This is a genomic window from uncultured Thiohalocapsa sp. (assembly GCF_913063425.1).
In the GTDB taxonomy this organism is placed as follows: Bacteria; Pseudomonadota; Gammaproteobacteria; order Chromatiales; family Chromatiaceae; genus Thiohalocapsa.
In genome coordinates, this window is record NZ_CAJXYK010000002.1 from 29,346 (window position 1) to 49,271 (window position 19,926).

Annotated in this window: 20 protein-coding genes; 15 read left to right on the plus strand and 5 right to left on the minus strand. The window is 66.6% G+C overall.

What is annotated here, in order from left to right; all coding sequences use genetic code 11:
* Nucleotides 1–412 precede the first annotated feature (412 nt).
* From QZ607_RS01085 to QZ607_RS01145, 13 genes are all read left to right on the plus strand, one after another.
* Nucleotides 413–4,507 carry a ribonucleoside-diphosphate reductase subunit alpha gene (locus QZ607_RS01085; protein ID WP_295878641.1) on the plus strand — a complete coding sequence of 1,365 codons (4,095 nt, stop codon included), beginning with the start codon at nt 413–415 and terminating at the stop codon, nt 4,505–4,507.
* 123 nt (nt 4,508–4,630) lie between these two features.
* Complete coding sequence (locus QZ607_RS01090) at nt 4,631–4,777, plus strand: hypothetical protein (RefSeq protein WP_295878642.1); 147 nt, start codon at nt 4,631–4,633, stop codon at nt 4,775–4,777.
* A complete protein-coding gene (locus tag QZ607_RS01095) occupies nt 4,770–5,051 on the plus strand; it encodes a hypothetical protein (RefSeq protein WP_295878643.1) in 282 nt (93 codons plus the stop codon). Before QZ607_RS01090 ends, QZ607_RS01095 begins: the two co-directional genes overlap by 8 nt.
* Nucleotides 5,052–5,113: 62 nt before the next feature.
* Nucleotides 5,114–5,380, plus strand: a complete 267-nt coding sequence (locus QZ607_RS01100; protein WP_295878645.1) for a DUF4160 domain-containing protein — start codon at nt 5,114–5,116, stop codon at nt 5,378–5,380.
* Between the two features lie 14 nt (nt 5,381–5,394).
* Nucleotides 5,395–5,631, plus strand: a complete 237-nt coding sequence (locus tag QZ607_RS01105; RefSeq protein ID WP_295878646.1) for a DUF2442 domain-containing protein — start codon at nt 5,395–5,397, stop codon at nt 5,629–5,631.
* 460 nt (nt 5,632–6,091) lie between these two features.
* Entirely contained in the window at nt 6,092–6,457 is a 366-nt protein-coding gene (locus tag QZ607_RS01110; protein WP_295878648.1) for a hypothetical protein, read from the plus strand.
* 100 nt (nt 6,458–6,557) lie between these two features.
* Entirely contained in the window at nt 6,558–7,157 is a 600-nt protein-coding gene (locus QZ607_RS01115) for a DUF6398 domain-containing protein (RefSeq protein ID WP_295878650.1), read from the plus strand.
* Nucleotides 7,158–7,231: 74 nt separating this feature from the next.
* Nucleotides 7,232–7,810, plus strand: coding sequence for a plasmid pRiA4b ORF-3 family protein (locus QZ607_RS01120; protein WP_295878652.1), 579 nt, complete (start codon nt 7,232–7,234; stop codon nt 7,808–7,810).
* Between the two features lie 279 nt (nt 7,811–8,089).
* Nucleotides 8,090–8,512 (plus strand): hypothetical protein, encoded by a 423-nt coding sequence (locus tag QZ607_RS01125; RefSeq protein ID WP_295878654.1) that lies wholly within the window; start codon nt 8,090–8,092, stop codon nt 8,510–8,512.
* Between the two features lie 42 nt (nt 8,513–8,554).
* A complete protein-coding gene (locus tag QZ607_RS01130; protein ID WP_295878656.1) occupies nt 8,555–8,905 on the plus strand; it encodes a DUF1622 domain-containing protein in 351 nt (116 codons plus the stop codon).
* Nucleotides 8,906–8,910: 5 nt separating this feature from the next.
* On the plus strand, nt 8,911–9,927 hold the full coding sequence (locus tag QZ607_RS01135) for a lysozyme inhibitor LprI family protein (protein WP_295878658.1): 1,017 nt from the start codon (nt 8,911–8,913) through the stop codon (nt 9,925–9,927).
* 20 nt (nt 9,928–9,947) lie between these two features.
* The gene (locus QZ607_RS01140) at nt 9,948–10,643 is read left to right on the plus strand and encodes a phosphate-starvation-inducible PsiE family protein (RefSeq protein ID WP_295878660.1); all 696 of its coding nucleotides are present in this window, start codon (nt 9,948–9,950) and stop codon (nt 10,641–10,643) included.
* A gap of 216 nt (nt 10,644–10,859) precedes the next feature.
* Nucleotides 10,860–12,278 carry a ribonucleotide-diphosphate reductase subunit beta gene (locus QZ607_RS01145; RefSeq protein WP_295878662.1) on the plus strand — a complete coding sequence of 473 codons (1,419 nt, stop codon included), beginning with the start codon at nt 10,860–10,862 and terminating at the stop codon, nt 12,276–12,278.
* A gap of 384 nt (nt 12,279–12,662) precedes the next feature.
* Here QZ607_RS01145 and QZ607_RS01150 read toward each other — a convergent pair whose 3' ends face one another.
* Entirely contained in the window at nt 12,663–13,391 is a 729-nt protein-coding gene (locus tag QZ607_RS01150) for a lipocalin family protein (protein ID WP_295878664.1), read from the minus strand.
* Between the two features lie 303 nt (nt 13,392–13,694).
* Between QZ607_RS01150 and QZ607_RS01155 the strand changes: the two genes are divergently transcribed.
* The gene (locus QZ607_RS01155) at nt 13,695–14,762 is read left to right on the plus strand and encodes a 3-deoxy-7-phosphoheptulonate synthase (RefSeq protein ID WP_295878666.1); all 1,068 of its coding nucleotides are present in this window, start codon (nt 13,695–13,697) and stop codon (nt 14,760–14,762) included.
* Between the two features lie 227 nt (nt 14,763–14,989).
* Nucleotides 14,990–15,334, plus strand: coding sequence for a hypothetical protein (locus QZ607_RS01160; RefSeq protein ID WP_295878668.1), 345 nt, complete (start codon nt 14,990–14,992; stop codon nt 15,332–15,334).
* A 64-nt stretch (nt 15,335–15,398) separates the two neighbouring features.
* Here QZ607_RS01160 and QZ607_RS01165 read toward each other — a convergent pair whose 3' ends face one another.
* From QZ607_RS01165 to nrfD, 4 genes are all read right to left on the minus strand, one after another.
* Complete coding sequence (locus tag QZ607_RS01165; protein ID WP_295878669.1) at nt 15,399–16,526, minus strand: sulfur reduction protein DsrS; 1,128 nt, start codon at nt 16,524–16,526, stop codon at nt 15,399–15,401.
* A gap of 155 nt (nt 16,527–16,681) precedes the next feature.
* Complete coding sequence (locus QZ607_RS01170) at nt 16,682–16,999, minus strand: iron-sulfur cluster assembly accessory protein (RefSeq protein WP_295878671.1); 318 nt, start codon at nt 16,997–16,999, stop codon at nt 16,682–16,684.
* Nucleotides 17,000–17,150: 151 nt separating this feature from the next.
* Nucleotides 17,151–18,527, minus strand: a complete 1,377-nt coding sequence (locus QZ607_RS01175; protein WP_295878674.1) for a cobyrinate a,c-diamide synthase — start codon at nt 18,525–18,527, stop codon at nt 17,151–17,153.
* Between the two features lie 105 nt (nt 18,528–18,632).
* A complete protein-coding gene (nrfD, locus tag QZ607_RS01180; protein ID WP_295878676.1) occupies nt 18,633–19,859 on the minus strand; it encodes an NrfD/PsrC family molybdoenzyme membrane anchor subunit in 1,227 nt (408 codons plus the stop codon).
* Between the last annotated feature and the right edge of the window lie 67 nt (nt 19,860–19,926).

Genomic DNA, 19,926 nt, shown 5'->3' on the forward strand with positions numbered 1-19,926 from the left:
CCACCATCGGCAGGACGTCGGTCGTCGCCCGACGTTCGGCCCGTTGGTCTGCCCGGCGCGCAGCCGCGCACCCACCGGCCGACAGCCCTGCCGCCGCATCCATCCACAGCACATGCCGCTGACCACGCGCCCCGGCGGCCGGTGAGGCTTGAGTTATCCACAGGCATTGCACAGCCCATCAACGGCTTCACCACGGGTTTGAGCACAATATCTTGTGGTTGACAGGCCCATCTGAACATATATATTCCTGACGGCATCGCTGGGATCTCAGGCCGTGGACGCCGCCCACTGGCGTGGCGCCACCCGCCCTGCGGCAGGCCCCGTGCAGGGCGTCTCGCCGCGCGCCACGGCCGCCGAGCCCCCGGCAACCTCCCAATGCAGACAGCCCGGAACCAGCCAGAGGAGCACCGCCATGGCCGCCGCAATGCGCGTCGAGAATCCCACGCCCGAACAGCCCGACCAGGCCGCAGCGGCGGCGACGGCACAAGATCCCGCACAGCAGCCGGCGACCACCGCGGATCTTGGCGCCCATCAGCCGGGCCGGGTGCAGGTAATCCGCCGCAACGGCAAGGTCACGCACTTCGACCCGAACAAGATCAAGGTCGCCATGACCAAGGCCTTCCTCGCCGTGGAAGGCGGCAGCGCAGCGGCCTCCTCGCGCATTCACGATCGGGTGGAGAGCCTGACCGAGCAGGTGGTGAGCGCGCTCACCCGCCGGCTGCCGGGCGGCGGCACCGTGCACATCGAGGACATCCAGGACCAGGTGGAGCTGGCGCTGATGCGCGCCGGCGAGCACAAAGTTGCCCGCGACTATGTGCTCTACCGCGACGCCCGCGCCCGCGAGCGCGCCGAGAAGAGCGCCGCCCAGACCGCTGCAGCAGGCGCTGCCGCAGACAAGGGCATCCACGTCACCCTCGCCGACGGCACGACCCGCCCGCTGGACACCGGGCGCCTGGCGCGGCTGGTGGAAGAAGCCGCCCGCGGGCTCGACGGCGTGGATGCCGAGGCCATCCTCAAAGACAGCCTGCGCAACCTCTTCGACGGCGTGAAGGAGGCCGATGTCGGCCAGGCGCTGGTGATGTCCGCCCGCGCCATGATCGAGCGCGAGCCCGCCTACAGCCAGGCGGCGGCGCGGCTGTTGCTGGACATCATGCGTCGCGAGGCGCTCGGGTTTCTGGATATGGCCGTGGGCGTCGAGACCCAGGCGGACATGGGCGAGCGCTATGCCGATTACTTCGCCGCCTACGTGCAGCGCGCCGGCGACCTGGAGCTGCTGGACAAGCAGCTGGCGCGCTTCGATCTCAAGCGACTTGGCGCGGCGCTGAAGCCGGAGCGGGACCTCCAGTTCACCTACCTCGGGCTCCAGACCCTCTACGACCGCTACTTCATCCACACCGACCGCGGCATCCGCTTCGAGCTGCCGCAGGCGTTTTTCATGCGCGTGGCCATGGGGCTGGCCATCAACGAGATCGACCGCGAGGAGCGCGCCATCGAGTTCTACGAGCTGCTGTCCAGCTTCGATTTCATGAGCAGCACACCGACGCTGTTCAACTCCGGCACGCTGCGGCCGCAGCTCAGCTCCTGCTATCTCACCACGGTGCCGGACGACCTCGACGGCATCTACGGCGCCGTCAAGGACAACGCGCTGCTCAGCAAATTCGCCGGCGGCCTCGGCAACGACTGGACCCGGGTGCGCGGCATGGGCGCCCACATCAAGGGCACCAACGGCAAGTCCCAGGGTGTCGTGCCCTTCCTGAAGGTGGCCAACGATACGGCGGTGGCGGTGAACCAGTGCTTCGCGCCGGACACCACGGTGTTCACCGCCGACGGCCCCAAGCCCATCGCCGAGGTCAAGCGCGGCGACCTGGTGCTGGGACAGCGCGGGCGCTGGCGCGAGGTCACCGAGCACTTCGTCTACGACCAGAAGGACGCGCCCATGGTGCGGGTGCGGGTCAAGCACGCCGTGAACGACCTCCGGGTCACCGCCGGGCATCCGTTCTGGGCCATCAAGGGCGTGCCACAGGAGCAATCCATCGAGCGCACGCTGAAGCAGATCGAGCACGGCCGCTTCAAGCCGGACTGGGTTGAGGCCGGCGAGCTTGGCCGCGGCGACTATGTGGCGCAGGTGATCCCGGGCGAAGTCGTTCCGGTGGATGGCTTCACCGAGGCCGACGCCCGCTTCTACGGCATCCTGCTGGGCGACGGCCATCTGACCCGCGGCTATGAATTCGGCATCTCCGGCAACCCATCTGTCGACGGCGGCCACCTGGACTTCGTGCGCGCCTACCTCACCGAGCGCGGTATCCACTTCTGGGAAACCGGACGGGGTGATTCCTACATCCAGGTCAAATGGTCCGTCGGCAAGGGCCTCGCGCGCTGCGCCACCACCGGCCAGTGGGTCGGGCAGGACCAGGCCGCCCTGCCCTTCACGGAAGACGACCTCTACGACGCCGCCCGCAACAAGCGCATCGCCCGGCGCTTCAGCCACCTACCGCACAACCAGGCGCTGGCGCTGGTCCAGGGTCTGCTGGAGACCGATGGCGGCGTGAGCAGAGGCAAGGAGATCTACTTCACCAGCACCTCCACGCCGCTGGCCGAGGGCCTGCGCTACCAGCTGTTGCGCTTAGGCGTTCCCTGCGCCGGCCAGTACCGCGAGCGCGACAACGCCCACGTCGGCAGCCGCTCGGACGGCAGCGTCGTCTCCTTCACCGGCACTACCCGGGCCTTTGATCTTCGCATCCCCGCAGTGCCGCTCATCGCGGACCTGGTCGGCGTGCCGGGGCTCACCAAGCAGAACTGGTTCCGACTCGGCAACTGGGTCTTCACCCGTATCAAGGCCGTCGAGGCCATCGCACCGCTGACCGAGGTGCACGACCTGAAGGTGGAGGGCGACGAGAGCTACATGACCGCCGCCGCGCTGGTGCACAACGGCGGCAAGCGCAAGGGCGCCGTCTGCGCCTATCTGGAAACCTGGCACGTGGACATCGAGGAGTTCCTGGACCTGCGCAAGAACACCGGCGACGACCGCCGCCGCTGCCACGACATGAACACCGCCAACTGGGTGCCGGACCTGTTCATGAAGCGCGTGGCCGAGGACGCCGAATGGTCCCTGTTCAGTCCGGACGAGACCCCGGACCTGCACGACCTCATGGGCCAGGACTTCGAGCGCGCCTACACCGCCTATGAGGAGCGCGGGCAGCGCGGCGACCTGCGCGTCTACAAGCGCATCAAGGCCGTGGACCTGTGGCGCAAGATGCTGGCCATGCTGTTCGAGACCGGCCACCCCTGGATCACCTTCAAGGACCCCTGCAACCTGCGCTACACCAACCAGCACGTGGGCCAGGTGCACAGCTCCAACCTCTGCACCGAGATCACGCTGCACACCAACGACCAGGAGATCGCCGTCTGCAACCTCGGCTCCGTCAACCTGGCCAACCACGTGGGCAGCAACGGCCTCGATACCGCCAAGCTCAAGAAGACCGTCGGCACCGCCATGCGCATGCTCGACAACGTCATCGACTACAACTTCTACAACGTCCCGCAGGCACGCAAGTCCAACCTGCGCCACCGGCCCGTGGGGCTCGGCATCATGGGCTTCCAGGACGCCCTCTATAAGCTCGGCATCGCCTACGCCAGCCACGAGGCCGTGCAGTTCGCCGACCAGAGCATGGAGATCCTGAGCTGGCACGCCATCAGCGCCAGCACGGACCTTGCCGAGGAACGCGGGCGCTACCAGAGCTTCAGCGGCAGCCTCTGGAGCCAGGGCATCCTCCCCATCGACAGCGTCCGGCTGCTGGCGGAAGGCCGCGGCGGCTACCTGGAAATGGACACCGGCACCACGCTGGACTGGGAGGCGCTGCGCGAGCGGGTGACCACCGTCGGCATGCGCAACAGCAACTGCATGGCCATCGCCCCCACCGCCACCATCAGCAACATCTGCGGCGTCAGCCAGTCCATCGAGCCGACCTATCAGAACTTGTTCGTCAAATCCAACCTCTCCGGCGAGTTCACCGTGGTCAACCCCTACCTGGTGGCGGACCTGAAGGAGCGCGGCCTCTGGGACAGCGTTATGGTCAACGACCTCAAGTACTACGACGGCAGCGTCCAGCAGATCGACCGCATTCCCGATGACCTGAAGCAGACCTACGCCACGGCGTTCGAGATCGACCCCCGCTGGCTGGTGGAGGCCGGCAGCCGCCGCCAGAAATGGCTCGACCAGGCCCAGAGCCTGAACCTCTACATGAGCGAGCCCAGCGGCAAAAAGCTCGACAACCTGTACAAGCTCGCCTGGGTGCGCGGCCTGAAGACCACCTATTACCTGCGCTCCATGGGCGCCACCCACGTCGAGAAATCCACCATGGACGACGCCAGCAAGGCTAACCGCCTGTCCGCGGTCGGCGGCAACTACGTCTCCCTCGGCAAGGGCAAGTCCAACGGCAAAGGCAACGGCGCCGCGGAGCCAGCCGCCTGCTCGGTGCTCGATCCGGAGTGTGATAGCTGTCAGTGAGGAGGCAGGTACGGAGTACGCGGGCGCAGGCTTGACTGGCAGCCCCACCTGGGGGCGCCGACTTCCAGTCGGCGACTCCCGCGCCACCGACAAACACCGCATCCACACCAAACGACGACCCCAATGGACACCAACGCACCGACCTACACCGAGCCGCTCGGCGACCTGGAGACCGTCCCGGACTTCCTCCCGCCGCCTGAGGCCCTCATCCCAAAGGCGCCGGAGACCGATCCACGACCGACCACACCACCCGATGCCCCCAATGCTTGAGTACAAAGCCTATCTCGGAACCCTAGAACCAGAAGACGGCAGCTTCGTCGGCAGGGCCATCGGTCTGCGCGACGTGATCACCTTCGACGGCGAGAGCTACGCCGAAGTCCAGCAGGCTTTCCGCGACAGCGTCGACGACTACCTCGCCTTCTGCGCAGAGCCCGGTGAGCCTTGCGCACGAAAGGCGCGCCCGACCAAATGGCTGTGGCATGCGCCAATAATAGGGTTCAATTTCGCGTGTTTCGTAGTTGCTCCTTGCTCTTGCAGCACCTGAAAAAGGAGGAAACAAGGGCTCAGACCGAATATTCCGATTAAGCAAGTTTAGTGGAGTCGAATATGCCGACGATCTCCATGTTCTACGGCATCATCATACGCATGTACTACGCACCGGCGGAGCACCCACCGCCGCACTTCCATGCATACTACGGCGAGCACAAGGCGCGCATCGACATCAAGACCTGCGAGATCATAGACGGCGACTTGCCGAAGAAGCAGACCAAACTCGTGCTGGCGTGGGCAGAGTTGCACCAGGACGATCTGCTCGCAGACTGGGCGCTCGTCATGAACGGCGAGGAACCCCACAAGATTCAGCCGCTCGTCTGAGCGGGAGATGGTCGATGTATCCTGCGGTGACAAGCGTAGACGTCAACGAAGACTTTACCCTCTCGCTCGGCTTTTCCACCGGGGCTAGCGGGACCCTGGACATGAAGCCGTACCTGGATTTCGGCGTCTTTCGGAGATTGCGCGACCTCGACGCCTTTCGTACCGCGCATGTTGCCTTCGATACCGTTGCATGGGAGGGCGGTATCGATTTGGACCCGGAGTTCGTCTATCGAAAGTGTAAGTGCGCCTAGAGCAGCAAGGGGGCAATCGGGGACAGACCACCTTTTTCGGGCAATCGGGGACAGACCACCTTTTTCCAACACGAGTGACCGTCCGGCCGGCAGTTTGGGCGTCGTTATCTCAGTGATGCCGGGCGGACGGAATATTTTGGAAATACGAAATGCACGAAATACGCGAAAAGGACGGCTCCGGCAAGGCTACGCGATTTTTCGCGCCTTTCGCGTGTTTCGTAGTTTGAACAAACGATGCGGTCAAGTCTTGCCGTTTGCCTCGCATGAACGATAGCGCCCAGCAGAACCTGCCTTTTACCTCACATGAATGGGAACGCCCAGTGAGTCTGCCAACCCGACGCCAAACTCCGGCGCAAAGTAGCAACGGGGCGGTCGAAGCCATGACCAAGGCCATCGTGGTCGACCAAGCAACAACATAGACACCGCAAGCAACAACACAGACACCGCAAGCACCAGCGCCATGCCCAAAGACTTCAACGACGACCCGCACCTCGACGTCTGCCAGAACATCGAAGTCGGCCTGCGTGAGCAGTACGACCGCTTACCGGGCCTCATTGACACCCAGTGCATGTTCGCCCTCGACAGCGCCAAGGTCGCAATCAAACAGCAGTTCGGCTACGCCAGGAACGAACGCGTCAACGTCCTTCCGGGTACCGAAGGCATCATCGACTGGTGCGTCGCCATCGGCCAGGCGCGTATCGGCGACGCGAGCAACCTGACCCTCAAGGAGGACGTGGCCTGTCTGGAGAAGATCAAAAGGTCAGTGAAACGGCATTCCGAGGCGGGGCCGCGCGGCTACTATGCGTTCATTCGGCACTATGTCTGAAGGTCTCGGCGAAGCGAGCAAGCAGGGAAATTTCGGTTCGCCCGAAACAGCGCGACCGCACTGAAAGCACGTCCAGTGTCTACCAGCCAGGCAGCCAGCGATGACCCAACACTCCGTCAAAGTCCCCAAGTCCATGCAGGACCGCTTTGCCGCCATCACGGAGCTGACCGATGCCATCTGCGCAGAGCATCTGAACAACGAGTACGCGGACCTGATCCGGGCCGCAGCAGCAGCGATGAGCCGCAAGCGCCCATCGCCCCTTGCGAAAGGTGCGATCCGTAGCTGGGCGGCGGCGCTGACGCACGCGGTCGGCATGACCAACTTTCTGCAGGATCGGGATCAGACGCCGCATCTGTCGGCCTCGGCACTGTACTCAGCCTTCGGCGTGAGCCAGAGCAACACTTTGGCCAAGTCCAAGCAGATTCGGGATGCGCTCGGCATGACACCGATGCACCCGGACTGGTGCCTGCCGTCCATGCTCGCCGACAACCCGATGGTGTGGATGTTGCAGTGGGATGGATTCATGGTCGATGCACGGCAGTTGCCCAGGGAGCAACAGGAGCAGTTGGTACAGGCCGGGGTGATCCCGTTCGTGCATCCCGATGCGCAGGACGCGGCGGATCTTGCCGTTGCAGCGCGACGAGTAGCGGAGAGATTTGGAGCAGACCACGATGCGCGATTTACCGGACTCGCTCGCTGATCGACACCGCCCCCTTGGCGTCGCTGCTGCCGCATTGCACCCGCTCGCTTGAGCAACCACCGAGACCCGTAGCCATGCCCGCAGAACGACCAAAGCAGATCTATCAGCTGAAGATCACGCTCAAGGGCGCGAAGCCGCCCATCTGGCGGCGTGTGCTGCTGCCGAGCGACCTGACACTGGACGTACTGCACGAGGTCATCCAGATCGCCATGGGCTGGACGAGCTCGCATCTGCATCAGTTCGTGGCAGGCGGGCGTTTTTATGGTGTCCCGGATGACGACTTCGACTTCGAGGTTCAGGACGAGGCAGAGGTCAGGCTTGGAGATGTGCTGCGCAAAGAGAAGGAGGCGATGGTCTACGAGTACGACTTCGGCGACGGCTGGGAGCATCAGGTTCTGCTGGAGAAGCTGCTGCCCTTCGATGACGCCCAAGCCCTGCCGATCTGCGTCAAGGGCAGGCGCGCCTGCCCGCCTGAGGATTGCGGCGGCATCTATGGGTATGCGGATCTCCTGAGAATCCTGGCCGACCCGGCTGATCCTCAGCACCAGGACGTTCTCGAGTGGGTCGGAGGGCCGCTCGATCCGGAGGCGTTCGACATCGACGACACCAACCTGGCGCTTGCCGCCCTGGGCGTGACTGGGCAGCGCCGATGAGGCGCAGCCTAACCCGGCCGAGCTTACCCGAGTGCTGCCGAGGGTCGGGTTACGTTGTCGCTGACCCGACTTACGAGGCGTCACGGGGCGGTCGATACAGTCGCGTTTCGGGCCGAGCGGCCGCCACTGGAGACGCCGGGGGTTCTGGCGCTGCCGACTCCGCCTCAGTCACGAGTCACCTGGGCTGCCACATCCACTGGCCCCAACAGCACGGTCTTGAGCAATGCCGATCCCACACGCCGCAATCCAAGCTCACCAGCCAGGCAAGGCCGAATCCACATGATCCAGATCCCCCAATACCTTGAAGTCTACATCGCGACGCTCAATGCGGAGCTGGATCGGTTCTGGTCCCGCTTCAACGTCTACGTCATCATCCAGGTGGTGGCGGTGTTGGCGCTGATGCTGGCGTTCGATAAGGTCCAGATCCACCCGGATACGGCGCGGGCCGCCAACATGGTGCTGTTTCTCTGGTCGCTGACCGGCGCGGTGATCGTCTGGCGGTCCATCGAGATCCAGCAGCGGCTGGTGACGGCCATCGTGGCGGCGGAGACGAGCCTGCCGGATGACGTGGGGCTGTTTCGCGAGGCGCTTCAGGCAACCAATCCGGCGCAGCTGTTCATCCTGCGGGCGTGCTTTTCGTTCTCGCTGGTGTGCTCGGTGTTCTGGGGCGGAATGATTTTTCTCGGACCCTATCATTCATAGAGCGGCATCACAGCGGATGGACATGCGCGGCAGGTTTCTCTTATGAACGAGCTCATCAAGCCTCTTGCGGAGATCATTGCCGTGTCGGTGGAAGGCGTGGGCATCGCCATCATCGGCCTGGTGAGCTTCTTGGTGCTGGGACTCTTCGTCGTGCAGTTGCTGCGGCGGCGGGACGTACCGGCGACCTATGGCCAGGTCCGACAGCTTCTGGGCCGGGGCATTTTGCTGGGGCTGGAGTTCCTGGTGGCGGCGGACATCATCCACACGGTGGCGGTGGAGCTGACCTTCGAGACCGTCGGCGTGCTGGCGATCATCGTGCTGATCCGGACCTTCCTCAGCTTCACGCTGGAGCTGGAATTGACCGGCCGCTGGCCCTGGCAAAAGCAGGGGTGAATACCATGACAGACCATCAGCATCGAAGGGGCGCGCGACAGCCGCTGGCGGGCGTGATCGCCCTCATGGCGCTCGCGGCGGGCGTTGCTGAGGCCGCGAGCTTCGACTGCACCAAGGCATCGACACGCATCGAAACGCTCATTTGCGCCGATGCGCAGCTGAGCGGTCTCGACGCCGAGCTGGCCGACCTCTATCGCGCAGCCCGCCGGAGCACCGACGACCCCGAGCGGCTCACCTCGGCGCAACGGGCCTGGCTCAAGCGGCGGGACCGCTGCACAGACAGCGACTGCGTCGCAGATCTGTACCGCCAGCGCATCGCCGAGCTCGGCGGCGACGCCGGCGGCGACGGCGATACGCCCATGGGCGCGCCGCGCACCGAGCGCTCGGCCGAGGCGGTGCGCATCACCCAGCAGGGCGCGCAGTTCGAGATCGAGGCCGCCTATCCGCGACTTGACGACGGCGCGGCAGCGGCCGCCGCCGAGCGGGTGCTGGCGGATGTCGTCGCCGCGGAGATCGAGGCCTTCCGCGACATGTACCGGGAGCTGCTCGCCGCCGGGGCCGGTCATCAGGGGCCGGCCTGGCAGCTCGCCATCGACTATGACCAGGTCTTCACCGCGCCCCGGTTCTGGGCCGTCGGCCTGCGCAGCTACAGCTACACCGGCGGTGCCCACGGCGGCACTCATCACCTGCCGGTGGTGATCCGCCGCGATACAGGCGCCCAAGTGCCGGTGGAGGGCCTGTTCCGCGCCGGCAGCAACTGGCGGGCACCGGTGGCCGACTACTGCTACAACACCCTGGCCGCCCGCGAGCCCTTCAGCCCAGGCGACGACTGGCTGCGCGACGGGACGGCCCCCACGCCGGAGAACTACCGCAAGCTGCTGCCGCTCGCCGATGGCCTGCGGGTGATCTTCGAGCAGTACCAGGTGGGCCCCTACGCCATCGGTATGCATGAGGTGGCCGTGCCCTATGCCGAGCTCGACGGCCTGCTGAATCCAGCGCTGTTCCCAGGCGGGCGGCCCTGACACATGCAACGGAGCCCCAGATGCCGTCCATCGACATCCTGCCCTGGTGGGACTGGCCCGACTTCGCCCGCGTTGCGCTGGTGCTTGCGGCGGTGGCGGCGGCGGGTGCGCTCGGCACCCTGCTGCTGCGCGCCGCGAAGCGCCCTGCTGGGCCACCGGTGCGCCCGCCGGGCCGCCCCCGGCTGCCCAGGCATATGCGCCCGCCGCGTGAGGGGCAATCCATGAGCGGTGGACCGGCGGAGCACGAGGAGTTCCCCACCCGCGCGCCGGACCCGGTGCTGCGGCTGCTGCATCGCATCCTGCGGCTTGCCACCTATGTGCTGGCCATCGCCATGGTGGTGGTCATCCTGGAGGGTGTGGTGAGTGTCATCCACACCCTGTACATGAGCATGTCCCGGCCGCCCTATTTCATGGTGCCGAATATCGTGCAGACCTTCGGCGTCTTCCTGGCGGTGCTCATCGCCTACGAGATCTTCGCCAACATCACCCTCTACCTGCGCACCGATGTCTTCCCGGTGAAGCTGGTGGTGGCCACGGCGGTGATGGCCATCGCCCGGAAGGTCATCATCCTGGACATGGAGGACTACACGGCCCTGGATCTGGTGGGGATCGGCGCCATTGTGCTGGCGCTCGGCATCGCCTATTGGCTCATTTCCCGCGTGGATGCAGACAGCGGCACGGCACGCTGGCGCAGCGACAGAGAAGAGGACTCATGAGCGGGCGGATCAGAATGCAGCCTCACGGCCGGCGGCGCCTGCGGGAGACGGCGGGCGCCCCGGCTCTGACCCTTACCCTGAACCTGAACCTGACCTTGTCCATACCCTTGGCGCTGGCGGACGATGCAGCCCTGCCGGACCAGGGTCAGGACAAGGAAGCGACCCGGCACAGCGCCACAACCACGACCCACAACACACCGACCCGGAGGAGATCCGATGCTGAACTGGGACGACCCCCTCGCCAACGTCACCACCCGCCCGCGCACCGCGCCCCGGCCGCTGCCGGCGGGTGAGGCCGCCTTCGGCGACAGCGCCGCGGATGCCGCCGGCGATGACGACTTCGAGCTCGGCAGCGCCGCCGAGCGGCAGACCGAGACCGCGCCCGAGACCCCAACGGCACCCGCCGCCCGCCCGGGCCACGGCCTGCTGGGTAACGACGCGCTCATGCGCACCGCAGGCGCCGCGCCCGTGGTGGACCCGAACCCGCTGCCCGCCCAGCGCTCTCTGCTGAACGAGGCGCCGGCAGCGCAGCCCGGCAGCGCGCCGCCGGCGGGCGCCGACTACGACACCAGCGCCCAGGGCGGCGCCACCGGGTTGGAGACCCTGGAGATGGGCGCCGGGCGCCTGCGCGTTGACGACAAGCGCATCATCAACTGCAACGCGGACCTGAACCAGCTGGTGCCCTTCAAGTACGACTGGGCCTGGCAGAAGTACCTCGACGGCTGCGCCAACCACTGGATGCCGCAGGAAATCAACATGAACGCGGACATCGCGCTGTGGAAGGACCCGCAGGGCCTCACCGAGGACGAGCGCACCATCATCAAGCGCAACCTGGGCTTCTTCTCCACCGCCGACTCCCTGGTGGCGAACAACCTGGTGCTGGCCGTCTACCGCCACATCACCAACCCCGAGTGCCGCCAGTACCTGCTGCGCCAGGCCTTCGAGGAGGCCCTGCACACCCACGCCTATCAGTACGTCGTCGAGAGCCTGGGCCTCGACGAGGGCGAGATCTTCAACATGTACCGGGAGGTGCCGGCGGTGGCGCGCAAGGCGGAGTGGGCCCTGCCCTACACCCAGTACCTCGCGGACCCGCACTTCCACACCGGCACGCCCGAGAACGACCAGCGCCTGCTGCGGGAGCTGGTGGCCTTCTACGTGATCTTCGAAGGCATCTTCTTCTACGTCGGCTTCGTGCAGGTGCTCTCCATGGGCCGGCGCAACAAGATGACCGGCACCGCCGAGCAGTTCCAGTACATCCTGCGCGATGAGTCCATGCACATGAACTTCGGCATCGATGTCATCAACCAGATCAAGATCGAGAACCCGCACCTGTGGACCGAGGCGTTCAAACAGGAGCTGGTGACCATGATCCGTGACGCCGTGGCGCTGGAGGCCCAGTACGCCCACGAGACCATGCCCCGCGGCGTGCTCGGCCTGAACGCCCCCATGTTCGAGGAGTACCTCCAGTTCATCGCCAACCGCCGCTGCGCGCAGATCGGCCTGCCGGAGCAGTACCCCGGGGTCACCAACCCCTTCCCCTGGATGTCCGAGGTGCTGGACCTGAAGAAGGAGAAGAACTTCTTCGAGACCCGGGTCACCGAGTACCAGACGGGCGGGGCCTTAAGCTGGGATTGAGGCGCTGGGCCTAAGGCGCCGGGATTGAGCCCTTGGGATTGAATGGGAGCTGCCGGCTCGCCAGCCGGCGCCGGGCGGCTCAGGCAGCGGCGCAGTGCGCGCCGCCGCCTCTCTGGTGCCGCACCGCGGAAGTCGCGAGGCCGCCCGCGCCGGGTACGCCGCCTTCAGTCGGCACCCTGGGGCGGGCGGACTTCAGTCCGCCGACAGCAGTGGGACGACGGGCGCCGTGGCGAACAGGGCGCAGGGCGACGCGTGCGGCCGGTCATGTGGCGGTCGGGTGGAGACACCCACCGCTCGCTCGCCTCGCCCCCGGTGGATGCGCTTCGCTTATTCAACCTACCTGCACGCCTGCACGCCTGCACGCCTGCACGCCTGCCGAGGAGGCTAACCCACCTCCTCAACGCCGGAGTCCACCGACGCTGACGCCTCACCAGCCTCCTGTCGCGTGCGCACCAGCTCGCCAGCGGGGAAGCCCTTGTCGGCAAACTCCGCGAGCCAGCGCTGCACCTGCTCCTCCGGCGGTCGCGGGTCGCGGGCGAGGATCCAGCCGCGCTTGCGCGTGGGCTGGCCCACCAGCGCGTAGTCGTAGTCGGCGCCGACGCCGATGATCCAATAGTCGTCCCAGAGCACGTGCACGCCGTAGAGGGTGCGGAAGCTGATTTCGAGCCGCGCATTGGTGCCGCGGTCCACCACCCGCGCGACGCCCTTGGCGGTGCCCACGCTGCCGTCCTGGTGGGTGCAGCGGTTGGTGACATAGACCATGCCGTCATCGCCCAGCACATAGTCGGCGGTGACGTCCTTGACGCAGCGGCGTTGGGTGAAATACGGCAGGCGCGCGATCTCGTACCAGCGGCCCATGTAGCGACGCAGGTCCACGTGGGCTGTGGTGGCGGGCGCCGTGAGGTGCACCTTGGGCTTGCGCAGCCGGGTGCTGACGATGACCTGCGCCTCGCCCTCGTCAGCAGCCGCCTTGTCCTTGGGCGCCGCATAAATCTCTTCAGCCCAGGCATCGATCTCGCCGGCGGCGCGCCGCCGGCGGCGGCCTGTGGCGCGGCCGCCGGCTCCGGGCGGCTGCGGCTGTCCCGGCCCCTTGCCGGATCCATCGTTCTTCATTGCAGTGTTCGGTCTCTTGAGGAAAGCCGCCGGCGGCGCCGCGGGCAGTATGCCGGCGGTGCAGTCGAAAGCCGGGATTCAGTGCCGCAACCCGGGCCATCGGGCCGGCGGCAAAATCCAGCATTGTAAGGTGTCGCACCCTGAGCAAGCCATGCATGCACGCGGGTTTGGCCTGGGTGGTCCGGCCCCGTCCCATTGGCGTTCAGTTATACTGAGGGGCTTGTTCCGCTGTGACGCGGTCGTGCGCAAACGGCCGGCGCCGCCTATCCCAGCCAGTTGCGCCCGACAGCGCGCCTCATACTCATGCGCCCAGAAACCGACGATCTCCGCATCCGCGAAATCAAGCAGGTCATCGCGCCCAGGGACCTGCACGCCGAGTTCCCGATCACGGACACCGCCGCGGAGACCGTGTTCCACGCCCGCAGCGAAATCCAGCGTATCCTCCACGGCGACGACGACCGCCTGCTGGTGGTGGTGGGTCCGTGCTCCGTGCACGACCCGGAGGCGGCCATGGACTACGCCCGCCGCCTGGTGGAAGTGCGCCGGGCACTGGTGGACCGGCTGATGATCGTGATGCGGGTCTACTTCGAGAAGCCGCGCAGCACCGTCGGCTGGAAGGGGCTCATCAATGACCCGAACCTGGACGGCAGCTTCGAGATCAACAAGGGCCTGGGGCTCGCGCGCAGGCTGCTCCTGGACCTGAACGAGCTGGGCATCCCCGCCGGCACGGAGTTCCTGGACCTGATCAGCCCCCAGTACATCGCAGACCTGGTGAGCTGGGGCGCCATCGGGGCGCGCACCACCGAGAGCCAGGGCCACCGCGAGCTCGCCTCCGGGCTGTCCTGTCCGGTGGGCTTCAAGAACGCCACCGACGGCAGCGTGAAGGTGGCCATCGACGCCATCCACGCCGCCGCCCGGCCGCATGTGTTCATGTCCCTCACCAAGGACGGCCAGTCGGCCATCTTCAGCACCCGCGGCAACCTGGACACGCATATCATTCTGCGCGGCGGGAGCCGCCCCAACTACGACACTGAGAGCGTCAACATCGCCGCCGAGGCCATCGAAGAGGCGGGCCTGCGGCCGAAGATCATGATCGACTTCAGCCACGCCAACAGCCGCAAGCAGCACGCCAAGCAGCTGCGCGTCTGCGAGGACGTGGCCGGACAGATCGCCCGCGGCGACCACCGCATCATCGGCGCCATGATCGAAAGCCACCTGGTGGCCGGCCGCCAGGACCTGAAGCCCGACGTGGCGCTGCACTACGGCCAGAGCATCACCGACGCCTGCATCGGCTGGGACGACACGGTGCCCATGCTGGAGGAGCTCGCCGACGCCGCCGCCCGCCGCCGCGAGCCGAAGCGCCCGCGCTGACCCCAGCGGTGCCGACCGGCCTGCTCTGGCCGGCCGGCTCAAGCACCTTGAGGAAACGCCGGCTGCGGCACGCAGAACGCCGACGCCTTGCGCCCGGCGTCAGTGCCTGGGCGCCGACAAGCCCGCGGGCGAGCGCTGCCGCCACCTTGCATCAGGGGTGGTCGGTCTTACACTCCCGCCAAGGGCACAGCTGAGCGGGCGATACGACCCGCCGGAGTCGGACGCAGATGTGGAAGGCATCAGGCTGGGTGGACGGGCGGGAATCCTTCGCCACCGTCTCGGAGATGGTCAAAGGCCGCAAATGGCGCCTCACGGGCCACATCGGCGGGCGCGAGTCCTTCGCCGAGATCACCCGCATCAATCAGAAGGAGTGGCGGGTCACAGGCAGCGTCGGCGGCTACCACTCACACGGTGCCGTCACCCGCACCGGCAAAGGGGACTGGCGCGTCTGGGGCCGCTTCTGCGGGCATGAGGCCATCCTCGCACTCACCACAATCTGCGACGGCCAGTACCAGCTGACGAGTCAGACCGGCGGCGGCAGCCAGACGAACGTGACGGTGCGACGGCAATAGGCACAACGCAGCGCGGCGCAGCCGTTGCAGGCGCCCGGCGTGCCGAGCGCGCCTGCCCTGCCGATCAGGCCTTGGACGCCCGCAGCTGCGCGATCTGCGCCTGGATCGGGTCCATGACGGGCTTCAGCTTGCGCCGCATCAGGCTGCCCAGGGTGGTGGGGTCGCTCAGCACTGGTCGGATCACACCATAGCCCACGCCTGAGAGGATGCGCATGGCCATGATGTCGTCGCGTGCCTCGGGGCAGCGCGCCAGCACCTCTGCCACGGCCTCGGGCGCGCCATCTGCGTCGGCGAAGGACCGTGCCTCCGCCTCCAGGTCGGGCCAGGGCTGCTTGGGGTCGCCGTCAGGGCGAAGCGCTGCGAAATACGCCCGCAGGCAGTCGAAGGCGGCGGTGACCACGTCCTGGTTCGGCGGCTTGTCCAGCACCGTGGCCACCGTCTTGAGATAGGTTTGACCTGGGCCGGAGACGGCGCGCAGCAGCAGACCCGCCGCGGGGTTGCCGGCGGCATGCAGGGGCTCCAGCTGCGCGGTGCGGGTTTGGTGGTCCTCCCGCGGTGCAAGCGGCTGCGGCAGGGCGTCCGGCAGGGCCTGCAGGAAGCCCACCAGATAGGCCTGCCTGCGCCCGGATTTGGACCAGAGGTCGTCGATCTTCGCCGCATCCAGCAGCCCGGGCTTCAGGATCAGCCGCACCGAGTCCGTCTGTTTGTCCGACTCCGTCTCGAACGGCAGATAGTCGAGGACGTACTCGGCGAGCACCGGCCCCATGGCGCTTGCGACGATGTTCGGATTCTCCAGCATGCGCCTCGCGTTGTCGGCGTCCTCCATGGCCCACCAGGCGCGCCGGGCCAGCTCCTCGGTGAGGCCGGGCGAGCCCACGGCGGCGACGACGGCCTCAGGCTCCCCGAGCATCAGCAGCTGCTCCAGGCTCTCGTCGCGCATCTGGCCCATGCGGGTCCAGCGCTTGAGATACACCGGGTAACCGCCCGGCGAGCCCAGGATGTGGCCGGAGATCAGCTCTTTGACGGCACGCAGGTACTGCTCCGGACGGCCGGTGGGCTTCAGCTCCACCTTGGCCTCGCCCTTGTCCGACAGCCCGTAGACGATGAGCTTGGACTCGTCGATGCGGATCGCCTTGGGCTTGTTGGCGAGCAGCACGTTGAGCCGGAAATTGTCTTCGCTGGCGAGCTCCATGGGAGGGGCTGAGTGCTGGGGGCTGAGTGCCGGGGGGCTGGGGGGGCTGGGGGGGCTGCGGAACGGGGCCTGAGCGATGCATGATGCGTTTGCACTACATCGCGCTGCCGGGCGCGAAGCCGTCCGTCGCGCCGCGCTCAGCAGCGTCCAGCCAATCAAGAATCGGAAGGCGGCTTGTAGTGCGGGTCCTTCGGGTTAAGGAAGATGAAGTGCAACTTGCCGGGCTCGACTTCGGCATAGTCCATGGTGGCCTGATCGAGCAGCGGTACGTCTTCCGGTGACATCACCAGGTCGATGCCTTCGCTCTGGAAGCGAATATCGTCCTCCTGGATGGAATCCTCGAAGCCCATGCGGTACTCGATGGCACCATCCGGCTTCTGCTCGGCGGCGAGGCGCAGGGACATACCCTCGGCATTGCCCTGCTTGGCCGCTTTCAGGACTTGTTCGGCCGCAGCCGGCGTCAACTTGAACATGCCTCTCCTTCCCACTGCTGTCTGCTCGGCCGGCGTGTGCACGCCGACTACATCATTGCAAGATCATAACGCGCCGGCCCCGGCGGCGTCGCCCCCGCAGACCCCTGTCGATGCATGCCCGCGTCGAGCCCTGGGCTTCGGGGCCGATGCGTCAGATTTGGGCGCGGATATGTGCCAAAAACCGGCCCGTCCAGCCCACCCCGCCCACGTCGCGCAGGTGTGCATAGTTCGCAAGCGAGTTGCCCCAGACGATGCCGTCGTGGTGGCCATCCACGCCCTGCCCGCGCAGGACGCGGTAGCCGTAGATCCAGTCCGGGTCAGGCGTCACCACCGCGGAGTGATGGAACTCGTGGGCATGGATGGACGCAGCGTCGCCCTGCCCGGGGCGCTGCGGCCAGGGAAAGGCAGCGGTCTCCGCCAGCTGCACATAGCCGCGGCCCTGGGGGCGCTCATGCATGGCCACGTCGGCGCGCAGCACGCCACACATGTGGCAGCTGCGGCCCTGCCAGTGCAGCCGCTCCATCAGGTAAATGAGCCCGCCGCACTCTGCATAGGCGGGCTTACCCGACCGAATGAAGTCCGCCACTGCTTGGCGCATGTGCATGTTCGCCTCCAGCTCCCGCATGCGCATCTCCGGAAAGCCGCCGCCGATGAAGAGCGCATCCACGTCGGGCAGGTCCGCATCCGTCACCGGGCTGAAGGAGATGAGCTCGGCGCCGGCGCTGCTGAATGCGGCGAGGTCATCGGGATAGTAGAAGCCGAAGGCATCGTCGCGGGCAATGCCGATACGCACCGGCTGGCCTGCGGGCACGATCGGCGCCGGCGGCGCGGCTGCCGGCGGCCTTGGCGCGGAGGCGGCGATCCGCTCCACGGCGGCCAGATCCACGTGCTTCACGATGAGGTCGGCGATGCGATCCACGGTGGTGTCAGCGGCCGCCGCCTCGTTACTCGGCATGAGGCCGAGATGGCGCTCTTCGATACCGATCTCCGCAAGCCGCGGCACCGCGCCGATGACGGGCAGGTCCGTGTAATGCTCGACAACCCGGCGCAGGTTGGCCTCGTGCCGCCCGCTGCCGACCTTGTTGAGAATGATGCCGGCGATGCTCAATGCTGGATCGAACGCGAGGTAGCCGAGCAGCAGGGGCGCGATACCCCGCGTCATGCCCTGCACGTCCACCACCAGCAGCACGGGTGCCTGGATGAGCTTCGCAAGCTCAGCGTTGCTGTAGGCGCCGTGCAGGTCGATGCTGTCGAACAGGCCGACATTGCCCTCGATGAAGCCGAGGTCTGCGTCGGCCAGCGCGCGTGCGAAGGATGCCCGGATCTCGTCCGCGGGCGTGGTGTGATAGTCCAGGTTCAGACAGGACCGGCCTGCGGCGGTGGACAGCCACAGCGGGTCGATGTAGTCCGGCCCTTTCTTGAAGGGCTGCACCCGTTGCCCGCGCCTGCGCAGCGCCCGCGTCAGCCCAATGCTCAGCGTCGTCTTACCGGAGGACTTGCGGGTGGCGGCGAGGTAGATATGCGCCATGTCGCGGGTAAGCCGGTGTCACGCGCTGCTGTAGGAGGCGGTAGACCTGCGCCGCCGCGGGTCCGGCGCCACGCTGCGCCGGCCCGCGGCCTGGCCTGCGGCTGCTCAAACGGCCTCGGCCAGCCCGTCCATCTCCTTGTCGGACAGCGACTCCGGCAGGAATTGCAGCACCCGGATGCCGACGGACACGATGAGCATGGCCACGCCAACGCCGCCGATGCCGAGCAGCAGCTCGGGCAGCGTCGGCGTGTAGGGCGCGACGGCGCCGCCCACATCACCGGGCGCGCCGAAGGCCAGCACGGTCTTGCCCGGGAACATCTCCAGCGGAAAGGCCTGGCTGCCGATGATCACGACGTACATGGCAGCAAGCCCGCCCGCGATGACCAGCGCACAAGCGGTGGCGATCCAGTTACGGTCTTTGCCGAGCCGGGGGTGATAGATGATCCCGAGCGGCAGCAGCCCACCCACCAGCACCCAGCCGCCCCAGAACATGAGCGTGTAAATGCCGCCGTTCGCCAACAGAAAGGCCTCGAAATCCGTGTTCTTGGCGCCGTAGAGGTTGGTCAGGTGGTAGACAATGGTGAAATACAGCACCGCGCCCACGAACAGCCCGAGCAGGTCCTTGAGGCGCTTCAGAATCTTGGGTCCGATGGGACGGCCGTCCCACTCGAAGCTTGTCATCAGCACGAGCATGTAGATGGCAAGGCCATAAGCGAAGGACATGACCACGAACATGGGCGCCAGCACCGCGGTATCGTACGCCGTACGGCCAACGAGGAAGCCGAAGATGGAGCCCGTGCCGGTGGTGAGCGCGAGCCGCCACAGGAAGGCGAACACGCCCACCGGACGCTGAAGGTAATTGCCCTTGCGCTCCGCCATGGTCCAGAGGTAACCGATGGTGATGGCCAGGAAACCCGTGTAGAGGAAGATGTTCCAGGCGAAGATGGAGCTGAAGTTGTAGGTGGTCATGGCCACGACCAGCCGATCCGGACGCCCCAGGTCGAGCACCAGCACCAGCAGCCCCCCCACCAGCAGGCCGGCAGCGAGCAGCCCGGACAATCGTCCCAACGGCTTGTAGGCCGGCTTGTTGAAGACCGTGCCGATGGACGCGACGTTGAGCGCGCCTGACGCGGCGACGATCAGGAACACGGCGAACACGTGCGGCAGCCCCCAGACCACGGAATTGGTCATGCCTGTGACCCAATGACCTTCGTGCTCCATGTACAGCGCGGAGGCCCCGCCGATGGCGATAATGGCGGCAAGCACGGCGAGCAAACCCCAGTATCGCTCGGGTTGTATCAGCCATTCACGGTAGACGATTCTCTTGCTCATCGGTCGGTCTCGATGATGAACCCGCGGCGGCAGGCGCCGCGGTCAGCCGCGCTTGCGCGCGGCTTGG